The 24,540-nt window shown below is 57.4% G+C and carries 16 protein-coding genes and 1 riboswitch; of the genes, 5 read left to right on the plus strand and 11 right to left on the minus strand.

Annotated features, from left to right (window positions below):
* Nucleotides 1–115 precede the first annotated feature (115 nt).
* Nucleotides 116–4,129 carry a glycoside hydrolase family 2 TIM barrel-domain containing protein gene (locus tag KM934_RS01445; RefSeq protein WP_215758834.1) on the plus strand — a complete coding sequence of 1,338 codons (4,014 nt, stop codon included), beginning with the start codon at nt 116–118 and terminating at the stop codon, nt 4,127–4,129.
* Between the two features lie 809 nt (nt 4,130–4,938).
* Here the strand turns inward: KM934_RS01445 and KM934_RS01450 are convergent.
* Complete coding sequence (locus KM934_RS01450; protein WP_215758835.1) at nt 4,939–6,933, minus strand: glucosamine-6-phosphate deaminase; 1,995 nt, start codon at nt 6,931–6,933, stop codon at nt 4,939–4,941.
* 412 nt (nt 6,934–7,345) lie between these two features.
* Here KM934_RS01450 and KM934_RS01455 point away from each other — a divergent pair, with 412 nt between their 5' ends.
* On the plus strand, nt 7,346–7,732 hold the full coding sequence (locus KM934_RS01455; RefSeq protein WP_215758836.1) for a rhodanese-like domain-containing protein: 387 nt from the start codon (nt 7,346–7,348) through the stop codon (nt 7,730–7,732).
* Between the two features lie 68 nt (nt 7,733–7,800).
* On the opposite strand, the gene KM934_RS01460 is transcribed toward KM934_RS01455, so the two are convergent.
* The 6 genes from KM934_RS01460 to KM934_RS01485 form a co-directional block, all read right to left on the minus strand.
* On the minus strand, nt 7,801–8,394 hold the full coding sequence (locus KM934_RS01460) for a thiamine phosphate synthase (RefSeq protein ID WP_215758837.1): 594 nt from the start codon (nt 8,392–8,394) through the stop codon (nt 7,801–7,803).
* A gap of 64 nt (nt 8,395–8,458) precedes the next feature.
* Nucleotides 8,459–9,232: a sulfide-dependent adenosine diphosphate thiazole synthase gene (locus KM934_RS01465; RefSeq protein WP_215758838.1), complete on the minus strand. Its 774-nt coding sequence runs from the start codon at nt 9,230–9,232 to the stop codon at nt 8,459–8,461.
* Nucleotides 9,233–9,262: 30 nt separating this feature from the next.
* The gene (gene thiC / locus KM934_RS01470; protein WP_215758839.1) at nt 9,263–10,840 is read right to left on the minus strand and encodes a phosphomethylpyrimidine synthase ThiC; all 1,578 of its coding nucleotides are present in this window, start codon (nt 10,838–10,840) and stop codon (nt 9,263–9,265) included.
* Between the two features lie 45 nt (nt 10,841–10,885).
* Nucleotides 10,886–11,509: a thiamine phosphate synthase gene (locus KM934_RS01475; protein WP_215758840.1), complete on the minus strand. Its 624-nt coding sequence runs from the start codon at nt 11,507–11,509 to the stop codon at nt 10,886–10,888.
* On the minus strand, nt 11,506–12,321 hold the full coding sequence (gene thiD, locus KM934_RS01480; protein WP_215758841.1) for a bifunctional hydroxymethylpyrimidine kinase/phosphomethylpyrimidine kinase: 816 nt from the start codon (nt 12,319–12,321) through the stop codon (nt 11,506–11,508). Before thiD ends, KM934_RS01475 begins: the two co-directional genes overlap by 4 nt.
* A gap of 85 nt (nt 12,322–12,406) precedes the next feature.
* Nucleotides 12,407–12,505, minus strand: a riboswitch (TPP riboswitch).
* Between the two features lie 215 nt (nt 12,506–12,720).
* Entirely contained in the window at nt 12,721–13,419 is a 699-nt protein-coding gene (locus KM934_RS01485; protein WP_215758842.1) for an MgtC/SapB family protein, read from the minus strand.
* 1,026 nt (nt 13,420–14,445) lie between these two features.
* Between KM934_RS01485 and KM934_RS01490 the strand changes: the two genes are divergently transcribed.
* The 3 genes from KM934_RS01490 to KM934_RS01500 all read left to right on the plus strand — a co-directional run bounded on the left by KM934_RS01490 (nt 14,446) and on the right by KM934_RS01500 (nt 17,406).
* On the plus strand, nt 14,446–15,489 hold the full coding sequence (locus KM934_RS01490) for a carbohydrate porin (RefSeq protein WP_215758843.1): 1,044 nt from the start codon (nt 14,446–14,448) through the stop codon (nt 15,487–15,489).
* A gap of 638 nt (nt 15,490–16,127) precedes the next feature.
* Nucleotides 16,128–16,649, plus strand: coding sequence for a hypothetical protein (locus tag KM934_RS01495; protein ID WP_215758844.1), 522 nt, complete (start codon nt 16,128–16,130; stop codon nt 16,647–16,649).
* Nucleotides 16,650–16,857: 208 nt separating this feature from the next.
* The gene (locus tag KM934_RS01500) at nt 16,858–17,406 is read left to right on the plus strand and encodes a DUF3332 domain-containing protein (protein WP_215758845.1); all 549 of its coding nucleotides are present in this window, start codon (nt 16,858–16,860) and stop codon (nt 17,404–17,406) included.
* Nucleotides 17,407–17,782: 376 nt separating this feature from the next.
* Here KM934_RS01500 and KM934_RS01505 read toward each other — a convergent pair whose 3' ends face one another.
* Genes KM934_RS01505 through KM934_RS01520 form a run of 4 tightly spaced genes read right to left on the minus strand, consistent with a single transcriptional unit; the run spans nt 17,783 to nt 23,828 of the window.
* Nucleotides 17,783–19,666, minus strand: coding sequence for an MGH1-like glycoside hydrolase domain-containing protein (locus KM934_RS01505; RefSeq protein WP_215758846.1), 1,884 nt, complete (start codon nt 19,664–19,666; stop codon nt 17,783–17,785).
* A gap of 55 nt (nt 19,667–19,721) precedes the next feature.
* The gene (locus KM934_RS01510) at nt 19,722–22,880 is read right to left on the minus strand and encodes a glycoside hydrolase family 2 TIM barrel-domain containing protein (protein WP_215758847.1); all 3,159 of its coding nucleotides are present in this window, start codon (nt 22,878–22,880) and stop codon (nt 19,722–19,724) included.
* Between the two features lie 49 nt (nt 22,881–22,929).
* Nucleotides 22,930–23,532 (minus strand): lysine exporter LysO family protein, encoded by a 603-nt coding sequence (locus KM934_RS01515; protein ID WP_215758848.1) that lies wholly within the window; start codon nt 23,530–23,532, stop codon nt 22,930–22,932.
* Nucleotides 23,529–23,828, minus strand: a complete 300-nt coding sequence (locus tag KM934_RS01520; RefSeq protein ID WP_215758849.1) for a LysO family transporter — start codon at nt 23,826–23,828, stop codon at nt 23,529–23,531. Before KM934_RS01520 ends, KM934_RS01515 begins: the two co-directional genes overlap by 4 nt.
* Nucleotides 23,829–24,540: the final 712 nt, after the last annotated feature.

Below are 24,540 nucleotides of genomic sequence, written 5' to 3' on the forward strand. Positions count from 1 at the left end.
TATTCTTGCTCCGGCCGGCACCTGTTTTTTGCCGTTTTATTTGCAAAGCCGTGATAAAATACTTAACTTTGCAGAAAGTATTTATGTTACGCGCAACTACAATCTATCTTTTTACATGATCATTCGCAATTTCTTAACTGCAGTGGGCTGTCTCTTGGCAACCGCACTGCCGGCTCAGACCCTCTTGAAGGGCTATGAGTATGGTACTGCCACAGCCCCCACGGGCCAGGAGTGGCAGCAGCCCGAGTTGATTGGCTACAACAAGTTGCAGCCGCACGCATGGTTCACCAGCTTCGCTTCGGTCGACGAGGCCAAGGGCGTCCTGCCCGAGAAGTCGAGCTATTGGATGAGCCTCGACGGCAAATGGAAGTTCCATTTCGCCAAGAACCCCGACGCCCGCCCCAAGGATTTCTATCAGGCCGGTTACAACGACCAGGCATGGGACGATGTGGAGGTGCCCATGTCGTGGAACATGTATGGCCTTCAGAAAGATGGCACACAGAAGTATGGCACGCCCATCTACGTCAACCAGTGGGTCATCTTCAAGTATAACATCGCCGTGGGCGACTGGAAGAACGGTGTGATGCGTGAGCCGCCGAAGGACTACACCACCTACGAGTATCGCAACGAGGTGGGCTCCTACCGCCGCGCCTTCACCCTGCCGCAGAACTGGAAGGGACGCGAGGTCTACATCAGCTTCGATGGTGTCGACTCGTTCTTCTACCTCTGGGTCAACGGCCACTATGTGGGCTGCTCGAAAGACTCGCGCGACGTGGCCGAGTTCGACATCAGCCAGTGGGCCAAGCCTGGCCACAACGAGGTGGCCGTGGAGGTGTATCGCTCTTCCGACGGTTCGTTCCTCGAGGCTCAGGACATGTTCCGCCTGCCCGGTATCTTCCGCACCGTGGCCGTGTATAGCAAGCCCAAGGTGCACGTGAGCGACCTCAAGGTCATTCCCGCATGGACGGCCGACGGCACAGGCAAGCTCGCCGTGGACTACACCGTGAGCAATGTGGGCACCAAGGACGTCAAGGGCTACACCGCCGTGTTTAAACTCTTCGCCAACAAGCTCTATGGCGACGCTGAGGGCGAGGCGCGCGTGCTGACCACAACCACAGGCAAGATCAATCAGGCCAAGAACGCCAGCAGCACGCTCCACGAGAACTTCACCGTGGCCAACGTGCGCCCCTGGAGCTCTGAGGAGCCCAATGTCTACACGCTTGTTTGCGAGCTGCGCGACAAGAAGGGCAACGTGGTGGAGGCCGTCAGCACACAGACCGGTTTCCGTACCGTGGAGATTCGCGACGTGGCCGCTAAGGACGACGAGTTCGGACTGGCGGGCCGTTACCTCTTGGTCAACGGTAAGCCGCTGAAGCTCAAGGGTGTGAACCGCCACGACACCAACCCCACACGTGGCCATGCCATCACACGCAAGCAGATGGAGGAGGAGATCATGCTGATGAAGCGTGGCAACATCAACCACGTGCGCACATCCCACTATCCCAACGATCCTTATTTCTATTATCTCTGCAACAAGTATGGCATCTGGCTCGAGGCCGAGGCCAACATCGAGAGCCACGAGTATTTCTATGGCAAGGAAAGTCTGAGCCACGTGCCTGAGTTCCTCAACCAGCACATCGGACGCATGATGGCCATGGCACACGCTCGTGTCAACGATCCCTGTATAGCCATCTGGAGCCTTGGCAACGAGGCCGGACCTGGCGACAACTTCAAGGCCAGCTACGCTGCCATCCACGAGTATGATCCTTCGCGCCCCGTGCAGTATGAGCGCAACAACGACATCGTTGACATGGGATCCAACCAGTATCCCTCGGTCAACTGGGTGCGCGCTGCCGTGCGTGGCAACCTCAACATCAAGTATCCGTTCCACATCTCCGAGTATGCCCACTCCATGGGTAACGCCGTGGGCAACCTGCAGGATTATTGGGATGCCATCGAGTCGACCAACTTCCTTTGCGGTGGTGCCATCTGGGACTGGATCGACCAGTCGATGTACAACTATACTCCCGACGGAAAGCGCTACCTCGCTTACGGTGGCGACTTTGGCGACACGCCCAACGACGGCCAGTTTGTGATGAACGGTATCATCTTCGGCGACCTCGAGCCCAAGCCTCAGTACTTCGAGGTGAAGAAGGTCTATCAGAACATCGGTGTGAAATGGGCCGACAAGGCCAAGGGCACACTCGACATCTTCAATAAGAACTATTATACAGGCGACCTCACCGACTACGACGTGACCTATAGCCTCACGGCCGATGGCCTGGAGGTGGCTAAGGGCCAACTGGCTGTGGGCAGCGTGGCTCCCCGCCAGCACAAGGTGGTGACCGTCGACGGCCTGGCCAACGCCAAGCTCGACGCTGGCAAGGACTACCAGCTCTACGTGGCCTTCCACCTGAAGAACAACACACCGTGGGCCAAGGCCGGATATGTGCAGGCCGACCAGCAGCTGCTCGTGCAGACGGCCGCCGAGCGCCCGTCGCTCGCAGAGGCTGCCAAGACGGGTGCCAAGATCAATGTGAAGGAGACCAACGCCGACATCGCCATCGATGGTGGCAACGCCTTCGCCATGACCTTCGACAAGGCTACCGGAACGCTCCGCAGCCTTACCTATAACGGCAAGCAGATGTTCGCCGACGGATGCGGCCCGCGTCTCGACGCCTTCCGCGCTTGGGTGAACAATGACAACTGGGTGTACCAGGGATGGTATGCCAACGGTTTGCACTGCCTGGAGCACAAGGCGCTCGAGAGCCACGTGGTGACCAACGCCGACGGTACGGTCAGCGTGAAGTTTGTGGTGGAGAGCCAGGGCACCGAGACCGCCAAGCTCGAAGGTGCCGACAAGAACTGGAAGAAACTGACGAAGACGGGTGGAAAGCCTGAGTTTAAGTTCACCACCAATGTGGTTTACACCATCCATCCCGATGGAACGGTGGAGAACCGGAGCACCGTTTCGGCCAACCGACCCAACCTAACGCTGGCTCGTCTGGGCTACGCCATGAAGTTGCCGAAAGCCATGAAGCAGATGAAATACTACGGTCGCGGACCGGTCGACAACTATCCCGACCGTAAGACCAGTCAGGCTGTGGCCATCTGGAACCAGCCCGATGTGGCTCGCGAGTTTGAGAACTTCCCCAAGCCGCAGGATATGGCCAACCACCAGGATAGCCGCTGGGTGGCCCTCAGCGACGGTCAGCAGGGTGCCATCTTCGTGGCCGACAGCGTGATGAGCTTCTCTGCGCTGCCCTACTCAGCCCAGCAGCTCGCCATGGCCAACCATCCCCATGAGTTGCCCGCAAGCGACGGCGTGTGGCTCCATATCGACCACGCCATCACCGGACTGGGCGGCAACAGCTGCGGACAGGGTGGACCGCTCGAGGCCGACCGCGTAAAGAGCACCACACAGTCGTTTGGATTCGCCATCCGACCCACCACAACCATGGCCAACGACCAGCTCACCAACCTCGCCAACGTGGCGCTCGACGGACAGGCTCCGCTGAGCATCAGTCGCGCTACCGACGGTGTGGTGACCATCAACGGCGCCAAGAACCAGACCATCTATTATAAGGTGAACAACGCCAAGCGCGTATCGGTCTACAAGGGCCCGTTCAACCTCACGGAGGGTGGTCGCGTGGTGGCCTTCGCCAAGGGCTCACGCTTCAACTACTCTCAGCAGTTTGAGCGCATCGATGCCATCCCCGTAACGGTGAAGTTCGCCAGCTCGGTAGAGAGCGGCGAGGGCGACGCTGAGCACATGGTGGACGGAAATCCCAACACTTACTGGCACACCATGTTCAGCGTTACAGTGGCCAACTATCCCCACTGGGTTGACTTCGACTGCGGTGCGGCGAAGACCCTCAAGGGCTTTGCCTACCTGCCGCGTCAGGACTCGCAGAACGGCAACATCAAGGACTACGAGATCCAGGTCAGCATGGACGGTAAGACATGGGGCCCCGTTATTGCCAAGGGAGCCTTTGCCAATAACCGCAGCCTGAAGCGCGTGCTCTTCGAGAAGCCCGTTCGCGCCCGTTACCTCCGCTTCACAGCCAAGAGCTCGCAAGACGGACAAGACTTTGCCACCTGCGCCGAGTTTAGCGTGCTCGAGCAGTAAGGCGCAAGCGCCAAGAAAGATATGAATGAGGCTGAGGAATGCCTCGGGCTACCAGGATTTGTTTTGGATGATCCCAAGACACATCCTGTGTAGCCACAGGAGCCTATATAGGGTGCAGGCCCCAATCCAGACGATTGGGGTGTGCACCCTTTTGCGTTTCTTGCAAACCCTGTGTAGCCGCAGGAAGAACTCGTGTAGCCGCAGGAGAATTCTGTGTAGCCGCAGGAGAACCCTGTGTAGCCGCAGGAAAAACGCAGCGTAAGGATAGGCAAGAGCCAGCCTAAGCCCAAGCGTGGCGTCGTGTAAGATGAGCCACGGCCCTGTGTTAGGTCAGCGTGTGGCCCGCCTAAGATTGGCCCAAACGCTGTATCAGGCAAGCAAGCCGATAGTTCAGGACCAGGCAAGTCTTCATGTAAGACGATGACGTAGCGTTCTTGGACCCTGTTGGCCTTCTGCTTTCCTTCGCCAGCCATTCTATCCCCATTCCCTTGCAAATCGAAGCCCACTATGCCCAATAGGTTCCAATGCCTATCGCGCACAGTGGGCTTTTTTGGTTCCCGTTGGTCGTTGCCTTTTACCCCGAATCGGTCATTCGTTTTTACCCCGAATTGGTCATTCGATAGCAATCCGAATTGGTCATTCGATAGCAATCCGAATCTCACTCAAACCCAAAAGGCCCACCCGTTGCCATGATGTTGGCGGCGGGTGGGCCTTTGCTATGTGTTGCTTGCTATGCGCTATGTGTGGCGCTTTGCCCTACCTTGCAGGTGGGATGGGCGCTACGCTGGGCGCATAGGGCATTTTCGGGGTTAGAGGGGCTTATACTCCACGAAGGCCTCCATGGCCTCGTAGCAAGCCAGACCGAGGTTGTCGTAAATCTTGGCGGTGTTGCGGTTGCGGTCCTCCGAACGCTGCCAGAACAGGCGCTCGTCGTTGCCCAGGAACGGAGCGCTCTCCATCTGGCTCTGGTGCTTGAGGATAGAGTTGCGCTTGCCTCTGAGCTCCTCGGGGCTCATGGGCACACACATCTCGATGTTCTCGATTTCCCACTCGGCCCATGCTCCGCGGTACATCCAGATGCGGCAGTCCTTGAGCCACTCGGCCTTGGCCTCCTTCTCCAGGTCGATGGCAGCGAGCACGGCGTCGGTGCACTTGCGGTGTGTGCCGTGGGGGTCGGCCAGGTCGCCGGCGACGTAAATCTGATGAGGCTTCACCTCAGTGATAAGCTTGCGAACGATGTCGACGTCCTTCTCGGTCATGGGGAGCTTCTCGATGGTACCGCTCTCATAGAACGGCAGGTCGAGGAAGTGAACGTGGTCGAGCGGAATGTTGTTGTATGTGCAGGCTGTGCGAGCCTCACCGCGGCGAATCAGACCCTTGATGGTCAGGATGTCGCGTGTGTCGGTATCGCCGTCCTTCTTCTTCTTGAAGAACTCCTTGATCTCTTTGTATTTGTTCTTGATGACCTCGTCCTTGTTGCCATCGAAGATCTGGTTGAAGCCGTTGATGAAGTGCATGAAGCGTGTAACCTCCTCGTCGCCCACAGCGATGTTACCGCTGGTCTCGTAGGCAATGTGCACGTCGTGACCCTGCTCCACCAGTCGACGGATGGTGCCACCCATTGAGATGACGTCGTCGTCGGGGTGCGGAGAGAACACGATGACGCGCTTGGGGAATGGTGTGGCGCGCTCGGGACGATAGGTGTCGTCGGCGTTGGGCTTGCCGCCGGGCCATCCGGTGATGGTGTGCTGCAAGTCGTTGAAGATCTTGATGTTGGCGTTATAGGCTGATCCGTAGATGGTGAGCAGCTCAGACAAGCCGTTCTCATTATAATCCTTGTTGGTAAGCTTCAGGATGGGTTTGCCTGTAACCTCGCACAACCACACCAGTGCGGCGCGTGTGAGCTTGTCGGTCCACTTGCAGCTGGTGACGAGCCAGGGGTGAACGATGCGTGTCAATCGGCCAGCGGCTGCGAGGTCGATCATCACGTGAGCGTCGTTGTGGGTCTGCAGGAATGTGGCGGGGATGGCGTCGCTGATAGAGCCCTCCACACACTTCTGGATGATGGCAGCCTTCTCCTCGCCCCATGCGGTGAGGAAGATCTGGCGCGCCTTCAGGATGGTGGAGATACCCATGGTTACGGCGCAGGGAGGCACCGTCTCGTTGGTCGACTGGCTCATCGACATCTCCTCGCGTGTGAGGCTGTCGATCAGGATGAGGCGTGAGCTTGAGGTGAGGCTTGAACCCGGCTCGTTGATGGCGATGTTGCCAATGCGGCCGATGCCAAGCAGCATGATATCGATGCCGCCGAAGCTCTGGATGCGCTGCTCATAGAGGCGGCACGACTCCTGTACGCGATCCTGGGGCACGGTGCCTTCGAGCGTGAACACGTTCTGCGGATTGATGTCGATGTGGTTGAGCAGGCGCTCTTTCAGCTGGTTGAGTGTAGAGTTCTTTGCGCTCGGCTGCAAGGGGAAGTACTCGTAGGCGTTGAACACGACCACGTTAGAGAAGCTCAGCTTCTCCTCCTTGTGCAAGCGGATGAGCTCGTTGAATACCGGAGTGAGGCTTGAACCGGTGCCCAAACCGAGCACGCAGTACTGGCCCGACTGCTGTTTCTGGCGGATAGCGTTGGCAATGGTGGTAGCAATGCTCAGCGCGCCCTCTTCTGTTTTAGGGAAGATGGTTGTGGGAAGCTTCTCACAACGAGTCAGCTCTGACAGTTCAACAGCGGTTTTAGGATGATAGAATTCCTCAGGTACCTTGTTCAGTACAATCTGAGACGATAAGTTTAATTTTACCATAATGGAATTGATTTATTAGGCTTGTCTGTTAGTTGGCAAAGGTACAAAACTATTCGTTTAGTTGGTCGTGTTTTGCGAAAAAACTGCATACAATTAATGTTTTTTGTCCTTTCGCGTCCTTTTGGCCCATCAAATCGCCCCCGCTGGCATGGTTTGCGAAACAAGGCTTGGGCTTTTCCGTCGGTTTTTCGCCTGTTGGGCAAGCGTGAGGGTGGAGCTTTCGGTTGGTCGTTTGGTCTCCGTTCGGTCAGCTGTTTGGCAGATTTGTTTTTTGCGTTATTCCCCATTGCCAGCAAGAGGTGAGACGTGGCATGTAAGGAAATGGGCGAAGATGCCATGCTTATGGAAAATAATGCTTACTTTTGCAGTTGTCTAACGCGTGGGCCTTTGGCTTGCGCTTAACATTAGAATCATGAAACACATACTTCTCACCCTCCTTGCCGCCTTGTCGTTTTGCGGCAGTTGCTCGGCCCAAACGCCTGTCCTGACGTTGGAGCCGAAGCCGTTTATTGAGGCCGCGCGGGCCGACTCCACCGCCGTGCTGCTCGATGTGCGCCGCCCCTCCGAGTTTGCCGAGGACCACATTGATGGCGCCACCAACCTCGATTGGCTCAACACGAAAGTATTCCGACACGGCATGAAGAAGCTCTGTCGCCAGCGCACCTATTATATTTATTGCCGCAGCGGTCGCCGTAGCAACGCCGCCGCCGTCTACATGCAGAAGAAAGGCTTCCACGTGGTCGACATGAAGGGTGGCATCTTGCGGTGGAAAGAGCAGGGCCTGCCCGTCGTCAAGTAACCCCCAATCGACCTAATGGCCCATTGGGGGTTAACGCTTTGGTGTGGTTGAACGCAGATGCGCCCGGCCTATTCGTGCAGCAACTGGCGCAGGTGGGCGAGGTAAGCATCGACGTTGGGATCGTCCATGCGGCTCCATACGTCGCCCAGGAAAGCGGCGCCTCCAAAGTGCCAGGCCCTGAGCGCGGCGATGTTTGTGGCCGTTACGCCACCCAAGGCCACCACCTGACGGTCAATGAGCCGCTCCTTGGCGGCTTGGCGGAGCTGCTCCTCGGGAAACGCGGCGGCGTAGCCCACCTTGGATATGCTGTCGAAGATGGGACTGAGAAACACATATTGGTGCCGTGGCTTGCTGGCCGCCACCTCCTCCAGGCTGTGGCATGAGCACGACACGCTGCCGCCATAACCCTCGGGCGCTTGCGGGTTGCGGCGGTTCAGATGGATGCCATGCGCGCCGTAGGCCTCGGCCAACTCAAAATGCTCATGCAGCACCACCTGTCCACGCCACCGCTCGGGTATGCGCTCCAACAGGTCACGGCACTCGTCGGCGGAGGCTCCGGGCTTGCGCAGATGCAGCAGGTCGAGCCCATGACCGAAGAGCTTGTCGATGAAAAAAGCCTCTCCCGGCACGAAGTCGGGAGAGGTGATGACGATCCATTTCATGATATGGAAAGGGTTTCGGTTTCAGTTCAGTGGGAAAGTCCGAGGCTTTCGCCGCCCATGCGGCTTACTTCTTTAACTTCTCGATGATCAGGTCGGCCACCTTCTTGCCCGAGAGCATCATGCCGCCGAAGATGGGTCCCATGCGCGGTGTGCCGGCCACGGCAGACGAGGCCATGCCGCATACGTAGAGGCCCGGGTAAATCTCGCGGGTTCCCTCAACCACCATGCGTTCGCCCTCGACCACATCGAGCGAGCGCTCACCGATGACGCCACCCGTGGCGGTGTCGAGGCGAATGCCATTCTTGCTGGCCACCACCTTACACATCTCGCTGTCGTGGCCCGTTCCGTCGATGACACACTTGGCCATGATGTTCAGCGGGTCGACGTGCAGGCCTTCGCGGAGCACCGGTGTCCAGTTGACCACCACACCGCTCACCACGTTGTCCTTAAACACCACATCCTCCACCGAGTAGCAGTTGAAGATGGTTGCGCCAGCGTGCACGGCGTGGTAGAGCAGTGCCGATGTGCTCTCCACCGAGTCGATGGTGTAGAGGCCGTCCTCGAAGGGCACGTAATTGATGTCGAAATCCTTCACGATGTGCAAGGCTTCCTCCTGAATGACAATCTGGTTGAACATCATGGCGCCGCCCCACATGCCGCCGCCGGGCGACAGCTTGCGGTCGAACTGTGCCACTTTCAGACCGGCCTTGGCCAAATAGTAGGCTGCCACGATGCCCGAGGGGCCACCGCCTACGATGGCCACGTCGAGGTCCAAGTTTTTCTGCAGTTTGTCGAAATAGGTACTGATGATACCTTTTGATACTTGTGTCTCAATCATTTTTCTTATGTCTTTAAACAGTTAACGTTATTATCCCTCGCAGCTCTTGAGCGAGTGGCTGATGCGTGCGGCGCAGAAGTTGGGTCCGCACATGGTGCAATAGTTGGCGTCGACGGTGTTGCTCGTCTTGTAATACTCGAGCGCGCGCTCCGGGTCGAGCGACAGGTTGAACTGGTCTTTCCAACGGAAGTCGTAGCGTGCCTTGCTCAGCGCGTCATCGCGCACGGTGGCTCCGGGGTGTCCCTTGGCCAGGTCGGCGGCGTGGGCGGCGATCTTGTAGGTCACCACACCCGTTCGCACGTCCTCCTTCTCGGGCAGGGCCAGGTGCTCCTTGGGTGTGACGTAGCACAACATGGCCGTTCCATACCATCCAATCATCGAGGCTCCGATGGCCGATGTGATGTGGTCGTAGGCCGGCGCGATGTCGGTCACGAGCGGGCCGAGCGTGTAGAACGGTGCGCCGTGGCACTTCTCTATCTGTCGCTCCATGTTCTCCTTGATCTTGTGCATGGGCACATGGCCGGGACCTTCGATAAACGCCTGCACGTTCTTGGCCCAAGCGCGCTCCACCAGTTCGCCCATGGTGTCGAGCTCGGCAAACTGCGCCGCGTCGTTGGCGTCGTGTGTGCAGCCTGGCCGCAAGCCGTCGCCGAGCGATATGGCCACGTCGTATTGGGCGCAGATGTCGCAGATGTCGTCGAAGTGCTCGTAGAGGAAGCTCTCCTTCTGATGCACCTTGCACCACTTGGATATGATGCTTCCGCCACGGCTCACGATGCCCGTGAGGCGCGTGTCGGCCAGGTGGATGTTCTTCAGTCGGATGCCGCAGTGGATGGTGAAGTAGTCCACGCCCTGCTCACACTGTTCGATAAGCGTCTCACGGAAGACGTCCCACGTAAGGTCCTCGGCCTTGCCGTTCACCTTCTCGAAGGCTTGGTACATGGGCACGGTGCCCACTGGCACGGGACAGTTGCGCAGGATCCACTCGCGCGTCTCGTGTATGTCGCTGCCCGTGGAGAGATCCATGAGCGTGTCGCCACCCCATTTGCAGCTCCACACCGCTTTGTCGACCTCCTCCTCGATGCCCGATGTGGTGGCCGAGTTTCCGATGTTGGTGTTGATCTTCACGAGGAAATGGGTGCCGATGATCATCGGTTCCGCCTCGGGGTGCTTACGATTGGCGGGGATGACGGCGCGTCCCTCGGCAATCTCCTTGCACACGAAGGCCGGTGTGATGTGGGTCTTGATGCCCAGTTCCTCGCAGTTCATGTTCTCGCGTATGGCCACATACTCCATCTCCTGTGTGATGATGCCCTGCTTGGCGAAATACATCTGCGTTTGTCCCTCCTTGCGACCGTCGATCCACGGCTGGCGCAGTCGGGGCAGTCCCTTCTCGAGGTTGATCTCCACGGCGGGGTCGCTGTAGGGTCCGCTGGTGTCGTATACGTAGACCGGCTGGTTGGGCTCCTCATGGCGCACACCGTTCTCGATGGTTACGGTGGGCGTCAGTCGCACGCGGCGCATGCCGACGCGTAGGTCGGGATAGAGCTTGCCGCTCAGGTAAACCTTCTCTGAGGAAGGATAATCGAATTTGATGTCTGTCTTCATATAATGGTTATTCAGGTTGGTTCTCGTTGGAAACGGTGGGGTGGGTCAGCCCCGGTCGCCCACCAGTCCGACGAAGCGTTGCATCTCCTCGACGGGGTCGTTGGCGTTGAGGATGGCGCCACTCACGGCAATGCCCGTTACGCCCGTTTGCTTCACCGACGTGATGTCGTCGGCCAGGATTCCTCCAATGGCCACAATGGGCAGGTCGATGTGGTGTGCCCGCATCTGCTCCACGATGTGGCGATAGCCCTCCAGGCCGAGGATGGGCGACAGGTTTTTCTTGGTAGTGGTAAATCGGAAGGGGCCGCACCCTATGTAGTTGGCACCTTGTCGGTGCAGTCGCTCCACGTCGTCGAACGTGTTGGCCGTTCCGCCAATGATCTTGTCGTTGCCCAAGATGCGGCGCGCCTCATCCACGGGCATGTCGTTCTTTCCCAGGTGAACGCCGTCGGCTCCCGTGCGCTCCACCCATTCCACATGGTCGTCGAGCACAAACGTGGCGCCATGCTTGCGGCACAGGTCGCCAATGGGCTTGGCAGCCTCCATAAACTCGGCCTCGGTGGCCCCTTTCATGCGGAGCTGAATCCATCGGCATCCGCCCTCGAGCGCCAGTTGTGCGCCCTCCACATATCCATAGCGCGCGTTGGCGTGTGTGATAAATTGTATCATGACTTGATGAGTTTTTCAGGGTTGAACAAGTGGTCGACGGGCCCATGGCCGGCTCCAATGGCAACATCCTTGCCAGCCTCAATGGCTTGGGCCAAGTAGTCGACGGCGCTGCCCACGGCCTCGGGCAGGGCCAGTCCGCGTGCCAAGAACGACGCGATGGCCGACGAGAGCGTGCATCCCGTGCCATGGGTGTTGCGGGTTTCGATGGTGGGATGCTCGTAGGAGCGGGGCGGTTGGCCGGGCATATACAGTCGGTCCACCTTCTGTTGGCCTTCCCAATGGCCGCCCTTGATAAGCACGGCCTTGCATCCCAGTTGGATGATGCGGCGTGCGGCCTCGTCCATGTCGTCGAAGGAGCGGATGGGCATGTGGGCCAACACCTCGGCCTCAGGCAGGTTGGGCGTGAGCACCGTGGCCATGGGCAACAACTGTTGGCAGAAGGCGTCGACAGCGTCGGGCTGCATCAGGGGCGACCCACTGGTCGACACCATGACCGGGTCGACCACCACAAAGCGCGGATGGTAGGGGCGCAAGGCGTCGGCAATGGCCTGCAGCGTGGGGCGGTCGTTCACCATGCCAATCTTGATGGCCACGGGCGCCACGTCGTCCATCACAGCGCGGATCTGTCCGGCCACCACGTCGGGCCTGATGGCCTGCACGGCTTGCACGCCCAGCGTGTTCTGCACCGTGACTGATGTGACGGCCGATGCAGCATAAACCCCTAAGGCCGACATCGTCTTGATGTCGGCTTGCAAGCCTGCTCCGCCACAACTGTCGGATCCGGCAATGGTCAGTGCGCAAAGATATTTCATGCTTTCCTGTGTTGGCAGGGGAGCATCGGCGCTACGTACCACAAAAGACAATACGGAATAGAAACAGCCTCGCTATCACCTGTCGTTACTGTGAAGGAAGCAATCCCTGCGGCAGCATTACCTGCGTCAGGTTCTATGGGTATAATCTCAGCAACACACTCGTGAAGCACCCCTTATTTCTTGTTGGATCGGGCAAGTCCTCCCAACGGCTCGGTGGCCGCCTTGGACTTTAATCGAGGGCAAAAGTAACGATTAAATGCAACAATCGTGCACGTTGCCTCGGATATTTAAGAATTATTCACGCCAGCGGTGCCCCAAGCGCCGAAGCTGCCTTTCGGCCTTCGGCATGGCACATGGCTTGGGGCCAAAGCGGCAAGCGAGCGCCATGTCACGGTGCGGTCAGAAATCCTCCTGGGGCGACTCTTGGCGCTCCCAACCGGCGCTGAACACGTCGGGACGAGAGCGGAGGCGCGACACCACGAGGTCGAGCAGCGACTTGTGCTCCCCCAATATCTGCATGTCGCAGCACACCACCACCTTGTCGCCCGCCCCTTTGTAGAACAGGGCGTTCACCTTTATGTTCTTGTTGAACGCCAGCATGTCCATGAGGAACTGCTGGGTTCGGTCGGCCGAATGTTTCATACACTCGGCCCGCACCGTGTAGTGGTACATCTTGGTGTTGAGCTTCAGGATGAAGGTGCCGAGGGGCCGAAACACGCAATGGGTGATCAGCACACACGCCACCAACACGAAGGCTTCGAGGTACATGCCCACGCCCGCCAGTGTTCCGCAGGCCGCCGAGCACCATATCGTGGCCGCCGTGTTGAGTCCCCTCACGGTGAATCCCTCCTTCAGGATCAGTCCGCCACCCAGGAAGCCAATGCCCGACACAATCTGCGCCGCGATGCGCGAGGGGTCGCCCGTGCCACCCGACGTCATGGTGACCGACAGTATGGTGAAGGCGGCCGCTCCCACCGCCACAAGCACGTTGGTACGCAGGCCTGCGCTATGCTGGCGATATTGTCGCTCCATGCCGATGAGCGTGCCCATGAGGAAGGCGCAGCCCGTTCTCACTATAAAGTCAATCAGCGTAATCATAGCTTTATGTTTTAGGTGTGTTGTTGCAAAGATAGTGCAAACGAGCGCCATGAAAGCTTGCTTTCAAATGGCCGAGTGCAGCCTATCTTATGCAAAGATATGAAAATAAACCTAAACCTGTTGCGGCAACCCCTTGGATTTTCGTGGCGAATGGCTTTTTTGTATAGGTCATGAAAAGATGCGGCGCCAAATCACCGACATTATCAGAAAGACAAGATAATACAGATCTTAAGATAGCGCCCCCCATGAGATTGTTGGGATTGTTGGGATTGTTCTGAAAAAAAATGTGCGCACTTTTTACGTGAACCAGACGAGGAAAACCTGTTTGGGCGAGATCTTCGACTCAAACAATGGGGCCTTACTTCAACATCAGGCATGTATCGAGTTGCGTCTGGGCATGTATCGAGCCTCGATTAGCCATGTTTCGCACTGCGAAAGGCCATGTTTCGCAACTCGATTAGGTATGTTTCGCAACTCGATTAGGTATGTATCGCAACGTCGAGAGTGGCCCCCGAAGCGCCAAGCGAATCGTTGTTACAATAAAACGTTGATTGATAGACAGTTGCAAAAACTCGCCAAGAAGCACGTATTTGCGCCCAACATTTTTCGCGTTCAAAAGAAACGTGTAGTTTTCAATATAGGTTGTTTCGATTTTTGAGTCATAATTACGCCTTCTTCAAATCTTTGCCGCCCCTCCCACAGCTATCCGCCTCACCTTCGTCAAACCCAAATGGGTCATTAGGCCGAAATAGGGGAGACTATTGGGAGGTTATTGTTTCTTTTCAACTCTTGTCAGCGTTTCTTTCGGCATCTTGCTTCCGTTCGCGTTTCGCCATAGCCCGCTATGCCTTTGGGTGTGCTTGCCGCACCCTGTGTGAGGGCGGAATACCTATTTTTGGGTATTGCAACATCGGGGAGAATGGTGTAATTTTGCGGGTTGAAACGCAATCGTTCTAAAGATGGGCCCTTGGCGCGCTCCTGCGGCAGTGGCTACGGAGCAACAAAAACATTACAATCATCATCATTATGAAGCGGCTTATTGTTATACTCCTGGGCTGCCTGCACCTTGCCGCGGTACACGCACAAGAGTTTGGCGGACAATTGATTTCCGAATGGCAATGGGACATGAACCAACACACCAACTGGTTGAACCAGGTGCGCCTCGACCTCAACCTGCCCCTGTGGCATGGGCGGGGAGCCATAGAGGCCGCCACGCTCCATCTGGCCAACATTCGCCACGAGGCCCTCATCGACGATTGGCAGGGCTTCTCCAACATCGAGGCAGGCAACATGCTTGCGGCCATCGCCGTGCTGGGCTATAGCCACCATTGGGCGTCGGCGCGCGTGTTTGTGGGCGTGCGCAATGTGAACGAGGATTTCTTCACATCGCCCGTCACGGCGCTCTTTGCCAACAGTTCGTGTGGCATCGTGCCCACCATTGCCGCCAGTTACCCCATCGCCAACTACCCGTTCTCGGGCCTCACGTTCTATTTCGATGTTACGCGCGGACGGTTCACCTTCCGCAACAGCTTATGCAATGGCGTGGGCCGCAATGGGTGGCGCCACGACGACAACCCCTTCCTCTTGCGCCCCAAGGACGATGGGGTGTTCAATATGTCGCAGCTCGAATACGCCCACCGTGGCGCCCACTATTTTGCTGGGGCGGCCATCCACACCCGCCAGTTTGCCCTCGACGACGACGGAGCCCTGATGCCCGCCAGCGTGGCATCCCATCACACCACGGGCGCCTGGTGGGTCTATGGCGAGCAACGCCTATGGCAGCGAGGAAGGCAGAGCCTCACGGCCATGGCCCAATACTCCGAGAACACCTGCCGCCAGAACGCTTGTTACCGTTACGCCGAGCTCGGCGTCGCCTATACCGACAGCGTCAACACCTGTGGCCTCTCGGGCCAATACGCCCGTTACCAGCAAGGCAACGAGTGGTCGGCGGAGCTCACCTGGCGACGCACGCTCAACGCATCGGTAGCCGTGCAACCCTCCCTCCAATACATCCACAACCCCAACGGCAGCTTCGTGGCGCTCACAGCACGCCTTTGCTGCACGTTCTAACCTCGCCTTGCGCGCCTCGAAGGCTACGTCGGTTAGCTTTGCTTGGTATGTCGCCCGGTTGGCCTGCCTGACCTTGTTCTTGCGCTGGCCTCCAATGGCTATGGGCTGTGAGAGTTGCACGTGCTTGGATGTGCTTTTCGCCGCCTTTTCCTTTCTTAGGGTTTCGCATCTAATTGTTTGGCAGATGCGCACAGGGGGATGCCCGGTGGCTTCGCTTGTCAGTGTTTTTGAATAAAAGTCATGCCACCACCCCATCTGTCTGAGCCGGCAAAAGGGCGCATAGGGTGGGGGAAGCTCCTGTAATGAGCTGCGAGGTTACAGTTTGATACCTTTCAAGTGGTGAAAAACAACTCATCGAGAAGTGGAATCATTCCGGTGGAGCCTCTGTAGGGGTGCGGTTGTGTCACCATGCCTTGTCTACAGACAAACTTTGTTTTGCTGCACGGGTTTGCGTCAAAAAAACAGGTTAAACATGTTGCGAAATGGAGAATCGTGTTATAATCCCTGTTTTTCAAAATGCAACTTTTTTAATAAAAATACGCTCAAAAGTTTGTGTTTGTAGCAATGATACTGTGTATTTGCAACCGTTAACTTGAGATTTTAAACGAAAAGAGTGTTTTTGTTAAATTGATTTCGTGATGAAAAGCAGTTGTTTGGCGCTCGCCTTTGCATGGATGTTGTCGTCGTTTGCAGGAGTGAACAGCGCGTCCGCACAGAGTAGGTTGCAACCCATAAAGGGTAGTTCGGTAAGTGTTTCCCCATCGAAAGCGAACGTTCCGGTTCGTCGGGAAGTAAAAAAACTGATCGTTTCGATCGCCTCGCCCAATGGCTTCGAGTATGCGGGTGTCGATGAGAATGAGCAGTCGATGGCCGATTATACGTTTGGCTCAACGCAGAACACAGGCAAGTATCTGCAATGGAGCAACGAGGCTTACGACTATGGCCGCACTTACTACCTCAAGCATTGGAACGTGAGCATCAAGCAAGACTACGACACGAGCACGGGCATCGACGACCTCACCATCGCCAAGCAGCCTACGGCATCGGCCAAGAAGGGCGTTTACAGCCTGACGGGTGTGAAGCTCAGCGATGGCAACGACCTCAGCAACCTTCCTAAGGGCATCTATGTGGTCGACGGCAAGAAGGTGATGAAGCGATAAGCGGGGTGTCTCGATATTTGGCAAATATGGGTAGGCTTCGGCCTGCCCTTTTTGTTGGCGTAGGGTTGGTGGTTGCGGTCGCCATGGGCTTTGTGGAGCGACAAGTACATAAAATATGTGAAATTGTGCGCAATATGTTTGATCGAACGAGAAAATGATATATATTTGCAAACAATAACACGCAGATAACCTTCAAAGACGAAAGAATATGAGAAAGTTTGCTACGAAATCGATCCTTGCCTTGGCCTTGTGCGGCTTGACCCTAAGCTCTTGCATTGGCTCTTTTGGCCTTACCAACAGCGTGCTGAACTGGAACAAGGGCTTGAGCAGCAGTAAGTTTATCAACGAGTTGGTGTTCATCGTGATCAGTCCGGCCTACGCCATTTGCAGCATGGCCGACCTGTTTGTGCTGAACGCCGTGGAGTTTTGGACAGGCGAGAAGTTGGTGGCCCATGTTGGCGAAACCAAGGAGGTGATGGGCCAAGACGGCAAGCTCTATGCCATTAAGACCCTGAAGAACGGTTACGAGATTACGGCTCCCGATGGCGAGGTGTCGTATCTTGTTTACAATAAGAAGCAGAAGAGCTGGAACTATCAGGACAAGGGCGCCCTGAAGGAGCTGTTCCGCTTCAATGAGGACGGCACCATCCAGGCCACGCTTCCCGATGGCCGCAAGATGAACGTTACGCCCGACCAGGCTGGCCTGACGCAGGTGCGCATGGCCGTGGGCGGCGGCGTTTACTACGCATCGCGATAACAGGTGGCTGCGTCGCACTACGCTTAGCGCATCATAACATCATAAAAGCGCCGGCAAGGATTCGTCCTCGTCGGCGCTTTTATGATCCCCAATCGGTCATTAGGCCGAAATAGGAGAAATAGTAGGATGTTATGGTTTCTTTTCAACTCTTGTCAGCGTTTCTTTCGGCATCTTGCTTCCATTCGCGTTTCGGCATAGCCCGCTATGCCTTCTACGCGACTGTCGCAACCTGCTCTAAACAAGCACTACCAAGAATTGAAATCTAATGACCGATTGGGGATGTTGGGGTTATGCGGGGGCGATGCTGTCCGCTCGCCTTAGCGCGTAGGCTCCCATGGGCCACGCTTGTTGCCGGCCGCTATGGGAGCGGTGTCGCTCATTTGCCATAATCGTTGTAGAGCATGAGGAGGCAAGCGGCGCTGCAGCTGAAGTGGGAGGCTTGCATGGGCTTGCCCGTGTGGGTGTCGTAGTTCTCATAGATGGGCGCACCCTCGGTGAGGCCCTCTATGTTGCGGAACACCTGGTCGGTATAGGCGTCGGCCTTCTTGCCCTCGCCATAGTTGCGGTAGCCCTTAATGCCATAGTAGGTCTGGTCGAGCCAGATGGGTCCGCGCCAATAGCCCTTCGGGTCATACTTTGGGTTGTCGGCCGCGATGGTGGGGAAGGGAATGTAGGTAGAGAACTTCTTCTTGTTGTCGAGCAGTTTGCGCGCCTTGGCAAACTGCTCCTTCGTGGCGATGTTGGCCCAAAACGGTATGTAGCCCTCACATCCCGCCTCGCGCACAAAGTCGCGTGTGGCGTTCATGCGGCGGTCGTAGAAGAATCCATCTTTCTTGTCGAAGAAATAGTCGGCCACCATGGAGCGATAGTCGGGCAAGAGGAACGGCTCGTCGAGCAAAGCGGCAAACTTCTTGAGCAGCGTGTATTCGAGCGACAGATAGGCGTTGAGGTCCACGCTCTCTTGGTCGGTGCTCCATGCGTCGGGCCCATTTTGCAGCATCTTCGTTCCGTCGAAGCGTATGGCGTTGTCCATGCCGCTCTCCCATGCGGCTGCCACCAGCGTACCGTCTACCGATCCAAACTCGCAGATGTGGTTCTTGTCGTGGTCGCGCTTGGCATACCACCACTTGTGGTATTTCAGCAACTTGGGGTACATCTCCCTCACAAAGGCCGTGTCGTGGGTGTGCTCGTAGATCTCGTTGACCGCCCACGCCGCCAATGGCGGCTTGCTGTCGCGCTCGTTGTTGGCCGATGCGTCGGGGTAGATGCAATCGATGATCATGCCGTCGGGCTGCTGATAGTCGAACATCACGCGTATGTTGTCCTTCGCCAGCTCGGGGTAGAACGAGGCCATGGCCGCTGAGAAACGCCAGCAGTCCCAAGCCCAGCACCCCACGAAATAGCTCACCGCATGGCTGGGCACGATGCCGTCGTGGAAGAGGGCTCCGCGCTTGGAGCGCCAGTTGGAGAGCAATGTGACGATCGACTTGGCCGCCACCCTATTGTACTTGGCCGGCATGTCGGGTCGGATCACCTTCCTCAGGTAGCCGTTCCACCGCGCCTCGTTGGCCTTGAGCGATGCCTCGGGGTTGGCCAGTAGGCTCGCCGTGTGGACCTGCTGCACCGACGCCTCCGTGTCTTGCGTCACGATGCTGATGGCGGCGGTGAGATGGGCCATGCCCTCAGGCACGGTGGCCACGTAGTTGTGGCCCGCCTTGGCCACCCTTACCTGCTCGGGGAACGTGAGCATCACGCGCTCGCCCCCGTGGCAAGCAATGAGCACCGTGCCGTTCTCCACCGAAAGCTGCATCTTGCGGCTGACGCTGTCGGCCCCGAAAACGAGCTGTCGCTTGGAGGGATTGTCAATGGTGAGGAGCGCCGTGCGGGCGTCTACAAACTGCAGGCTCTCCTGGATGGTGGCGCCATCCCGTGTGAGCGCCATGCGCACCTCGCCCGGACAATAGCTCCGCTCCTGCATGGTGCCGCCTTGGAGCGCCACCAGCGAGCGGGCGTACCAATGGCGGTAGTAGATGCTGTAGGGTCCGCAGAAACCCGTGGTGGGCTGGGCTTGCTCCGGAAGGGTGAAGCCCATCCATGATCCCATGTCGGTGAAACATCCGTTGTGGCGGCGTGGCGCTCCCGGCGTAAGGTGGATGTTGATGATATCGTTATACTCTCGGCGCGTGGTCTGCGCCATGCCATCGGTCGACAGCATGGCGAAACCCAGCGTGAGCAGCGCCATTTTCTTAAGGCTTACCATATCTTCTTCGTTTTTAGGATGAAAGAAAGTAGCATTTGCGACGGTTGCGTCCGCATCATTTTTTCATGATCGTGAAGCCGTAGCTCCACTCGTGCGGCGTGATGGTGTACTCGGGATGCACCATGGCTCCCCATGTGTTGTCGCCACCCACACCCATCTGCCTGTGGTCGATGTTGACCCACACCATGGGCTTCTTGTCGACACATCCGCCGTGGCGGTGCTCCTGCATCGACGGGGCGTAGAGCAGGTCGGCCTGCGGAAAGTTCCATGCGCTGACGCTCAACGGCTCGTCGCCCACCACCTTGAGGCCCTTGTTGGCCTTCGAGGCGAGCGTGAACCAGCGCACGTCGCACTTGTTGGCCGTTTCCTGCGCCCTCACATAAGGATGGTATTGCTCCCACACGCTGGCCGAGTACTTGCCGATGAGGTAGCCGCTCTTGCGGTCGGCGTAGTTCTCCTGCGGTCCACGTCCCAACCATGTCATCTGGTCGTAGTCGGCCTTGAGAATCATGCGCATGCCGAGGCGAGGCATCTCGGGCAACGCCTTGTTGCCCGGCGTGAAGTGCATGTCCACGTGGATGCGTCCGTCGGCCATGGCCTCATAGGTCACTTGCAGCTCCGACTGCTGCTCGGGCATGTCGAACGTGGCCACTACGGTGGCCTTGTCCTTGTTGGAGGGTGTCAGGTCCTCTATGCCCTTCAGCACCATCTTGCTTGCCGCCTCACGCCATGTGCCGCAACGCACCTGTGTGCCGTTGGCCACATCGTTGTCGGTGATGCCACGCCAGAAGTTGGGTTGCAGTCCGGCGATGAGCATCTCCTGCCCATCATATTTGAGCGACGTCATCTCGCCCGTCTTCTTCGAGAAGGTCACGCTATAGTTGGCGTCCTGCCCCTTGATGGCAATCTCGTCGGCTGTTTCGGCCTTTTGCAGTTGTCCGGGCACCGCCACATCGGCCTTGTTCGCCTGCACGGGCAACAGCACCTGCTCGATGGCCACCTCGTGACCTGCCGGCACGGCCCCCGTGGCCTTCTTTGTTGAGGCGCGCAGGGTGAGGAAATACTCGTTGTGGGCCGTGGCGGGCAACTGGCCCATGGGGATGACCATCTCGCCGCTCTGGTGAGGCTTGAGCGAGGGGAAATTCATCTTGCCGCTGGCCACCGTCTCGCCATTGGTCTCCACAGCCCATGCAAGCTGGTAGTTGTCGAGCGTGGTGTAGTCGAACCGGTTGGTCACCTTGATGCGGTTGGCCGAGAAGGGCACCGGCTCGAAGGCGATGTTCTGATACACCTTCTTCACCTCCCAGATATGGGGATGGAGCGATCGGTCGGCCGCCACCAGTCCGTTGGCGCAGAAGTTGGAGTCGTTCACCACACCCACGAAGCCCATGTCGCCCCCGTAGGCCCAGAACCGATGGCCCTTGTCGTCGGTCTTGGCGAATGTTTGGTCCACCCAGTCCCAGATGAATCCGCCCTGCAACTGGTCGTGCTTGTAGATAAGGTCCCAATAATCCTTGAGGTTGCCCTCGCTGTTGCCCATGGCGTGGGCATACTCGCAGAGGATGAGGGGGCGGGCGTCGCGCTGTGTGACGTGGCGTTGCAACGACCAGATGCGTGCGTACATCGGGCAATAGATGTCCGACTTGGCGTTGTAGCCACCTCCCTCATACTGCACGGGGCGTGTGGGGTCGATGGCCTTCGAGAGGTCGTAGAGCTTCTCGAAATTCTTGCCGTAGCCACTCTCGTTGCCCATCGACCAGATGATGACGGCCGTGTGGTTGCGGTCGCGCTTGATCATGCGGTACATGCGGTCGTGGAAGGCGGGATACCAGTCGTCGCGATCGGCAAGCTGCTTGTACTTGGTTTCTAAGATGCCATGACACTCAATGTTGGCCTCGCCCACCATGTAAAGGCCATACTTGTCGCAGAGCTGGTACCACTCGGAGTAGTTGGGGTAGTGGGAGGTGCGCACGGCGTTGATGTTGAATTGCTTCATCATCTTCACATCCTTCACCATCTCGTCGATGTTGAGCGTGCGTCCGTGGATGGCGTTGTGCTCCTGTCGGTTCACGCCCTTGATGGTGAGGACCACGCCGTTCACCATGAGCAATCCGTTCTTCATCTCCACGGTGCGGAACCCGAAGGGCTGCGCCACGCTCTCCTGCACCCGTCCGTTCTTGTCGGTGGTGTTGATGACGAGCGTGTAGAGGTAGGGCTGCTCGGCGTTCCAGGGCTGCACCCCCTTGATCACATTGGCGAAATGGAGCAACGTGTCGGTAGCCGATGCGATGGTCTGGCTTTGGGCGTAGATCGCCTTGCCGGCGGCCGTGAGCACCTTCACCTCCACCTTCTGTCCCTTTTGGGGCTGCATCATGCTCACGTCGAGCGTGAAGTTGCCGTCCTTATAATGGTTGATGAGCGCGTTGCCCAACACATAATCGTTCAGCCTGCTCTTCGGGCGAGCCTGGATGAACACGCTGCGTTCGATGCCGCTGTATTTCCAATAGTCTTGGTCCTCCAGGTAACTGCCGTCGCTGAATCGGAACACCTTCAGGGCCAAGCGGTTCTTGCCCTTCTTCAGATAGGGTGAGATGTTGAAATGGGCGGGCAGCCGACTGTCCTCGCTATAGCCCACCCTCTTGCCGTTGATCCAGAGATAGAAGGCCGACTCCACGCCCTCGAAGTCCATGATGATGTCCATGCCCTTCCACTCCTCGGGCACGGTAAACTCATGCACATAATGGCCCACGGGATTGTAATCCTGTGGCACCAATGGCGGGTTGGCCTCGAAGGGATAGGTCACGTCGGTGTAGATGGGCGCGTCGAATCCTTGCAGTTCCCAACTGCCCGGCACCTGTATGTTTTGCCATCCGCTCACATCGTAGGAGGTCTTGAAGAAATCGGTGAGGGCCAAGCTGGGGCTCTTCACCAGTTTGAATTTCCACACACCGTTAAGCGACCGGCGACGCTCCGTCTGGGGGTTCAGTTGGAAGCGCTGGGCATCGTCCATACGCAGTTGGGCCAAGGCGCCGCTCTCCGTGGTGAAGGGCAGGTAGTGGGCCGTCATGGGCATGCGGTTGATGTGGGTCACGGTGGCGTCTTGCCAGGGGTCGGAGGCCGGCGCCTGCTTACGGTCTTGGGCCGCCGTGGCCACCGCTGTGTGGGCGCAGCAGAGGCCGAGGCCCACGACGAATGAGCAGAGTAATTTTCTCATAGGTTATGATAGATGTTAGGTTTTTGTCGTTAGTAGTGGTGGGTAGGGGTTAGAGCGAGCAGAAGAACGTCACCAGGAAGGGCACAGAGAAATCTACGCAACATCCGTGGAAGATGGATACGATGATAAACTTCTCGCCCGAGGCGCGTGTGATGATGGGCAACGTGGTGTCCATGGTGGTGGCGCCTCCCACGCTGATGGGCGCCAGCTTGCCGAAATACTTGGCCAGCAGGGGAGCGCACAGCAGGGTTAGGATCTCGCGGAAGATATTGGCCAGCAGGGCGATGGTGCCCAGTTCGGCGCCACGATACTCGGTGATGAAGATGCTCGACAGCGAGTAGTAGCCGAAGCCGGAGCCGATGGCCAGGCAGTCGGTGAGCTGGCGGTGGCCCAGCAGCACCGACACGGCGGCGCATCCCGCCAAGGTGCCTAGGATGGTCATTACGGGCAGCAGCATCAGGCGCGGGTTCATCTTCTTGAAGCTCTTGAGAATGGTGGTGTCGCAACCGATGCTGATGCCCACGCAGAACATGAGGCAGCAGAGGGCGTAATAGCTCACGCCGCTATCGAGGAACGATTGCGGAATGATGTGGTACAGACCTACGATGATGCCCAGTAAGAAGAATCCTACGATGATCAGGCTGCCTTTCATGCCTCGCCTCCTTCCTGGTGGTGGGCCTTGGCCTCCTTGGCGCTCACGTAGCGCCACAATGCCCAGGCGAAGAGCACACTGCCGGCGCACCCACCGATGGTGAGCACTATGGCTTCGAGGCCCAGCGTTTGCAGGCCGTTGACGATACGCGGATTGCCGCCCACCTCAATGCCGAGGAGGAACAGCAGCACCCATATCAGGGCGGTGATGATGCGCCCAATGGCGCCCATCTTCTTATTGCGGAGCAGGTAACCGGTACCTATTCCGCAAATCATAATCATTACGATTGTAAGCATTGTCTATTTATCGTGTTCTTGTTGTGTGTTGGCAACTGTGGGTTAACTGATTGCTTTTCAAAAGGCTATTCTTTAGGCGACGCAAAGTTAGGCAATTCTTTGTAGCCAACCAAACTTTCGCACCTCCTTTTTCTATGTGCCCCCACCTATTATTATAAGGTGTAGGTGGGTGGCGGAGCTACGAGCCTCCTTGCCTGTGCTGTGGGTGCGCCGCTGGGCCTTGGCAGGGGCGTGGGCCATGCGGAGGTGGCAGGGTGGCGCAATGGGGCTGATGGACAACTGGCGGAAAGGTAGGATGTGTTGGATATTTTGGTGAAAAAGTTGTGCGACGTTTTTACGCGAAATAGCGAGCGGGAACGTCGTTTTTATGCGCTTTTGCCCTCCAACAGGAGGCTCTGATTTGCCCTTAGGTATCTTTCGAGTTGCGAAACATGCCCAACCCTGCCTCGAAAGACCATCTTTCGTGCCTCGAAAGGTAAGGGATGGCATTGCGAAAAGGCATGTTTCGCAACAAGAAACGTGGAATTGGGAGTGTGGAATAGGATGTGTGGAGCACAATGTGCTGAATATCAGACGGTTGGGTAAGATTTCCGAGAATGGCGTATTTCGGCCAAATGTTTCCATCGTGGAAAAGAAATGTGTAGTTTTATATGTAGATTGTTGCGATAATTGGGTGTCGCCCGCAACGGTCGTCCTCCCTCTATCCACTATC

The sequence above is a fragment of the Hallella faecis genome, from assembly GCF_018789675.1.
Lineage (GTDB): Bacteria > Bacteroidota > Bacteroidia > Bacteroidales > Bacteroidaceae > Prevotella > Prevotella faecis.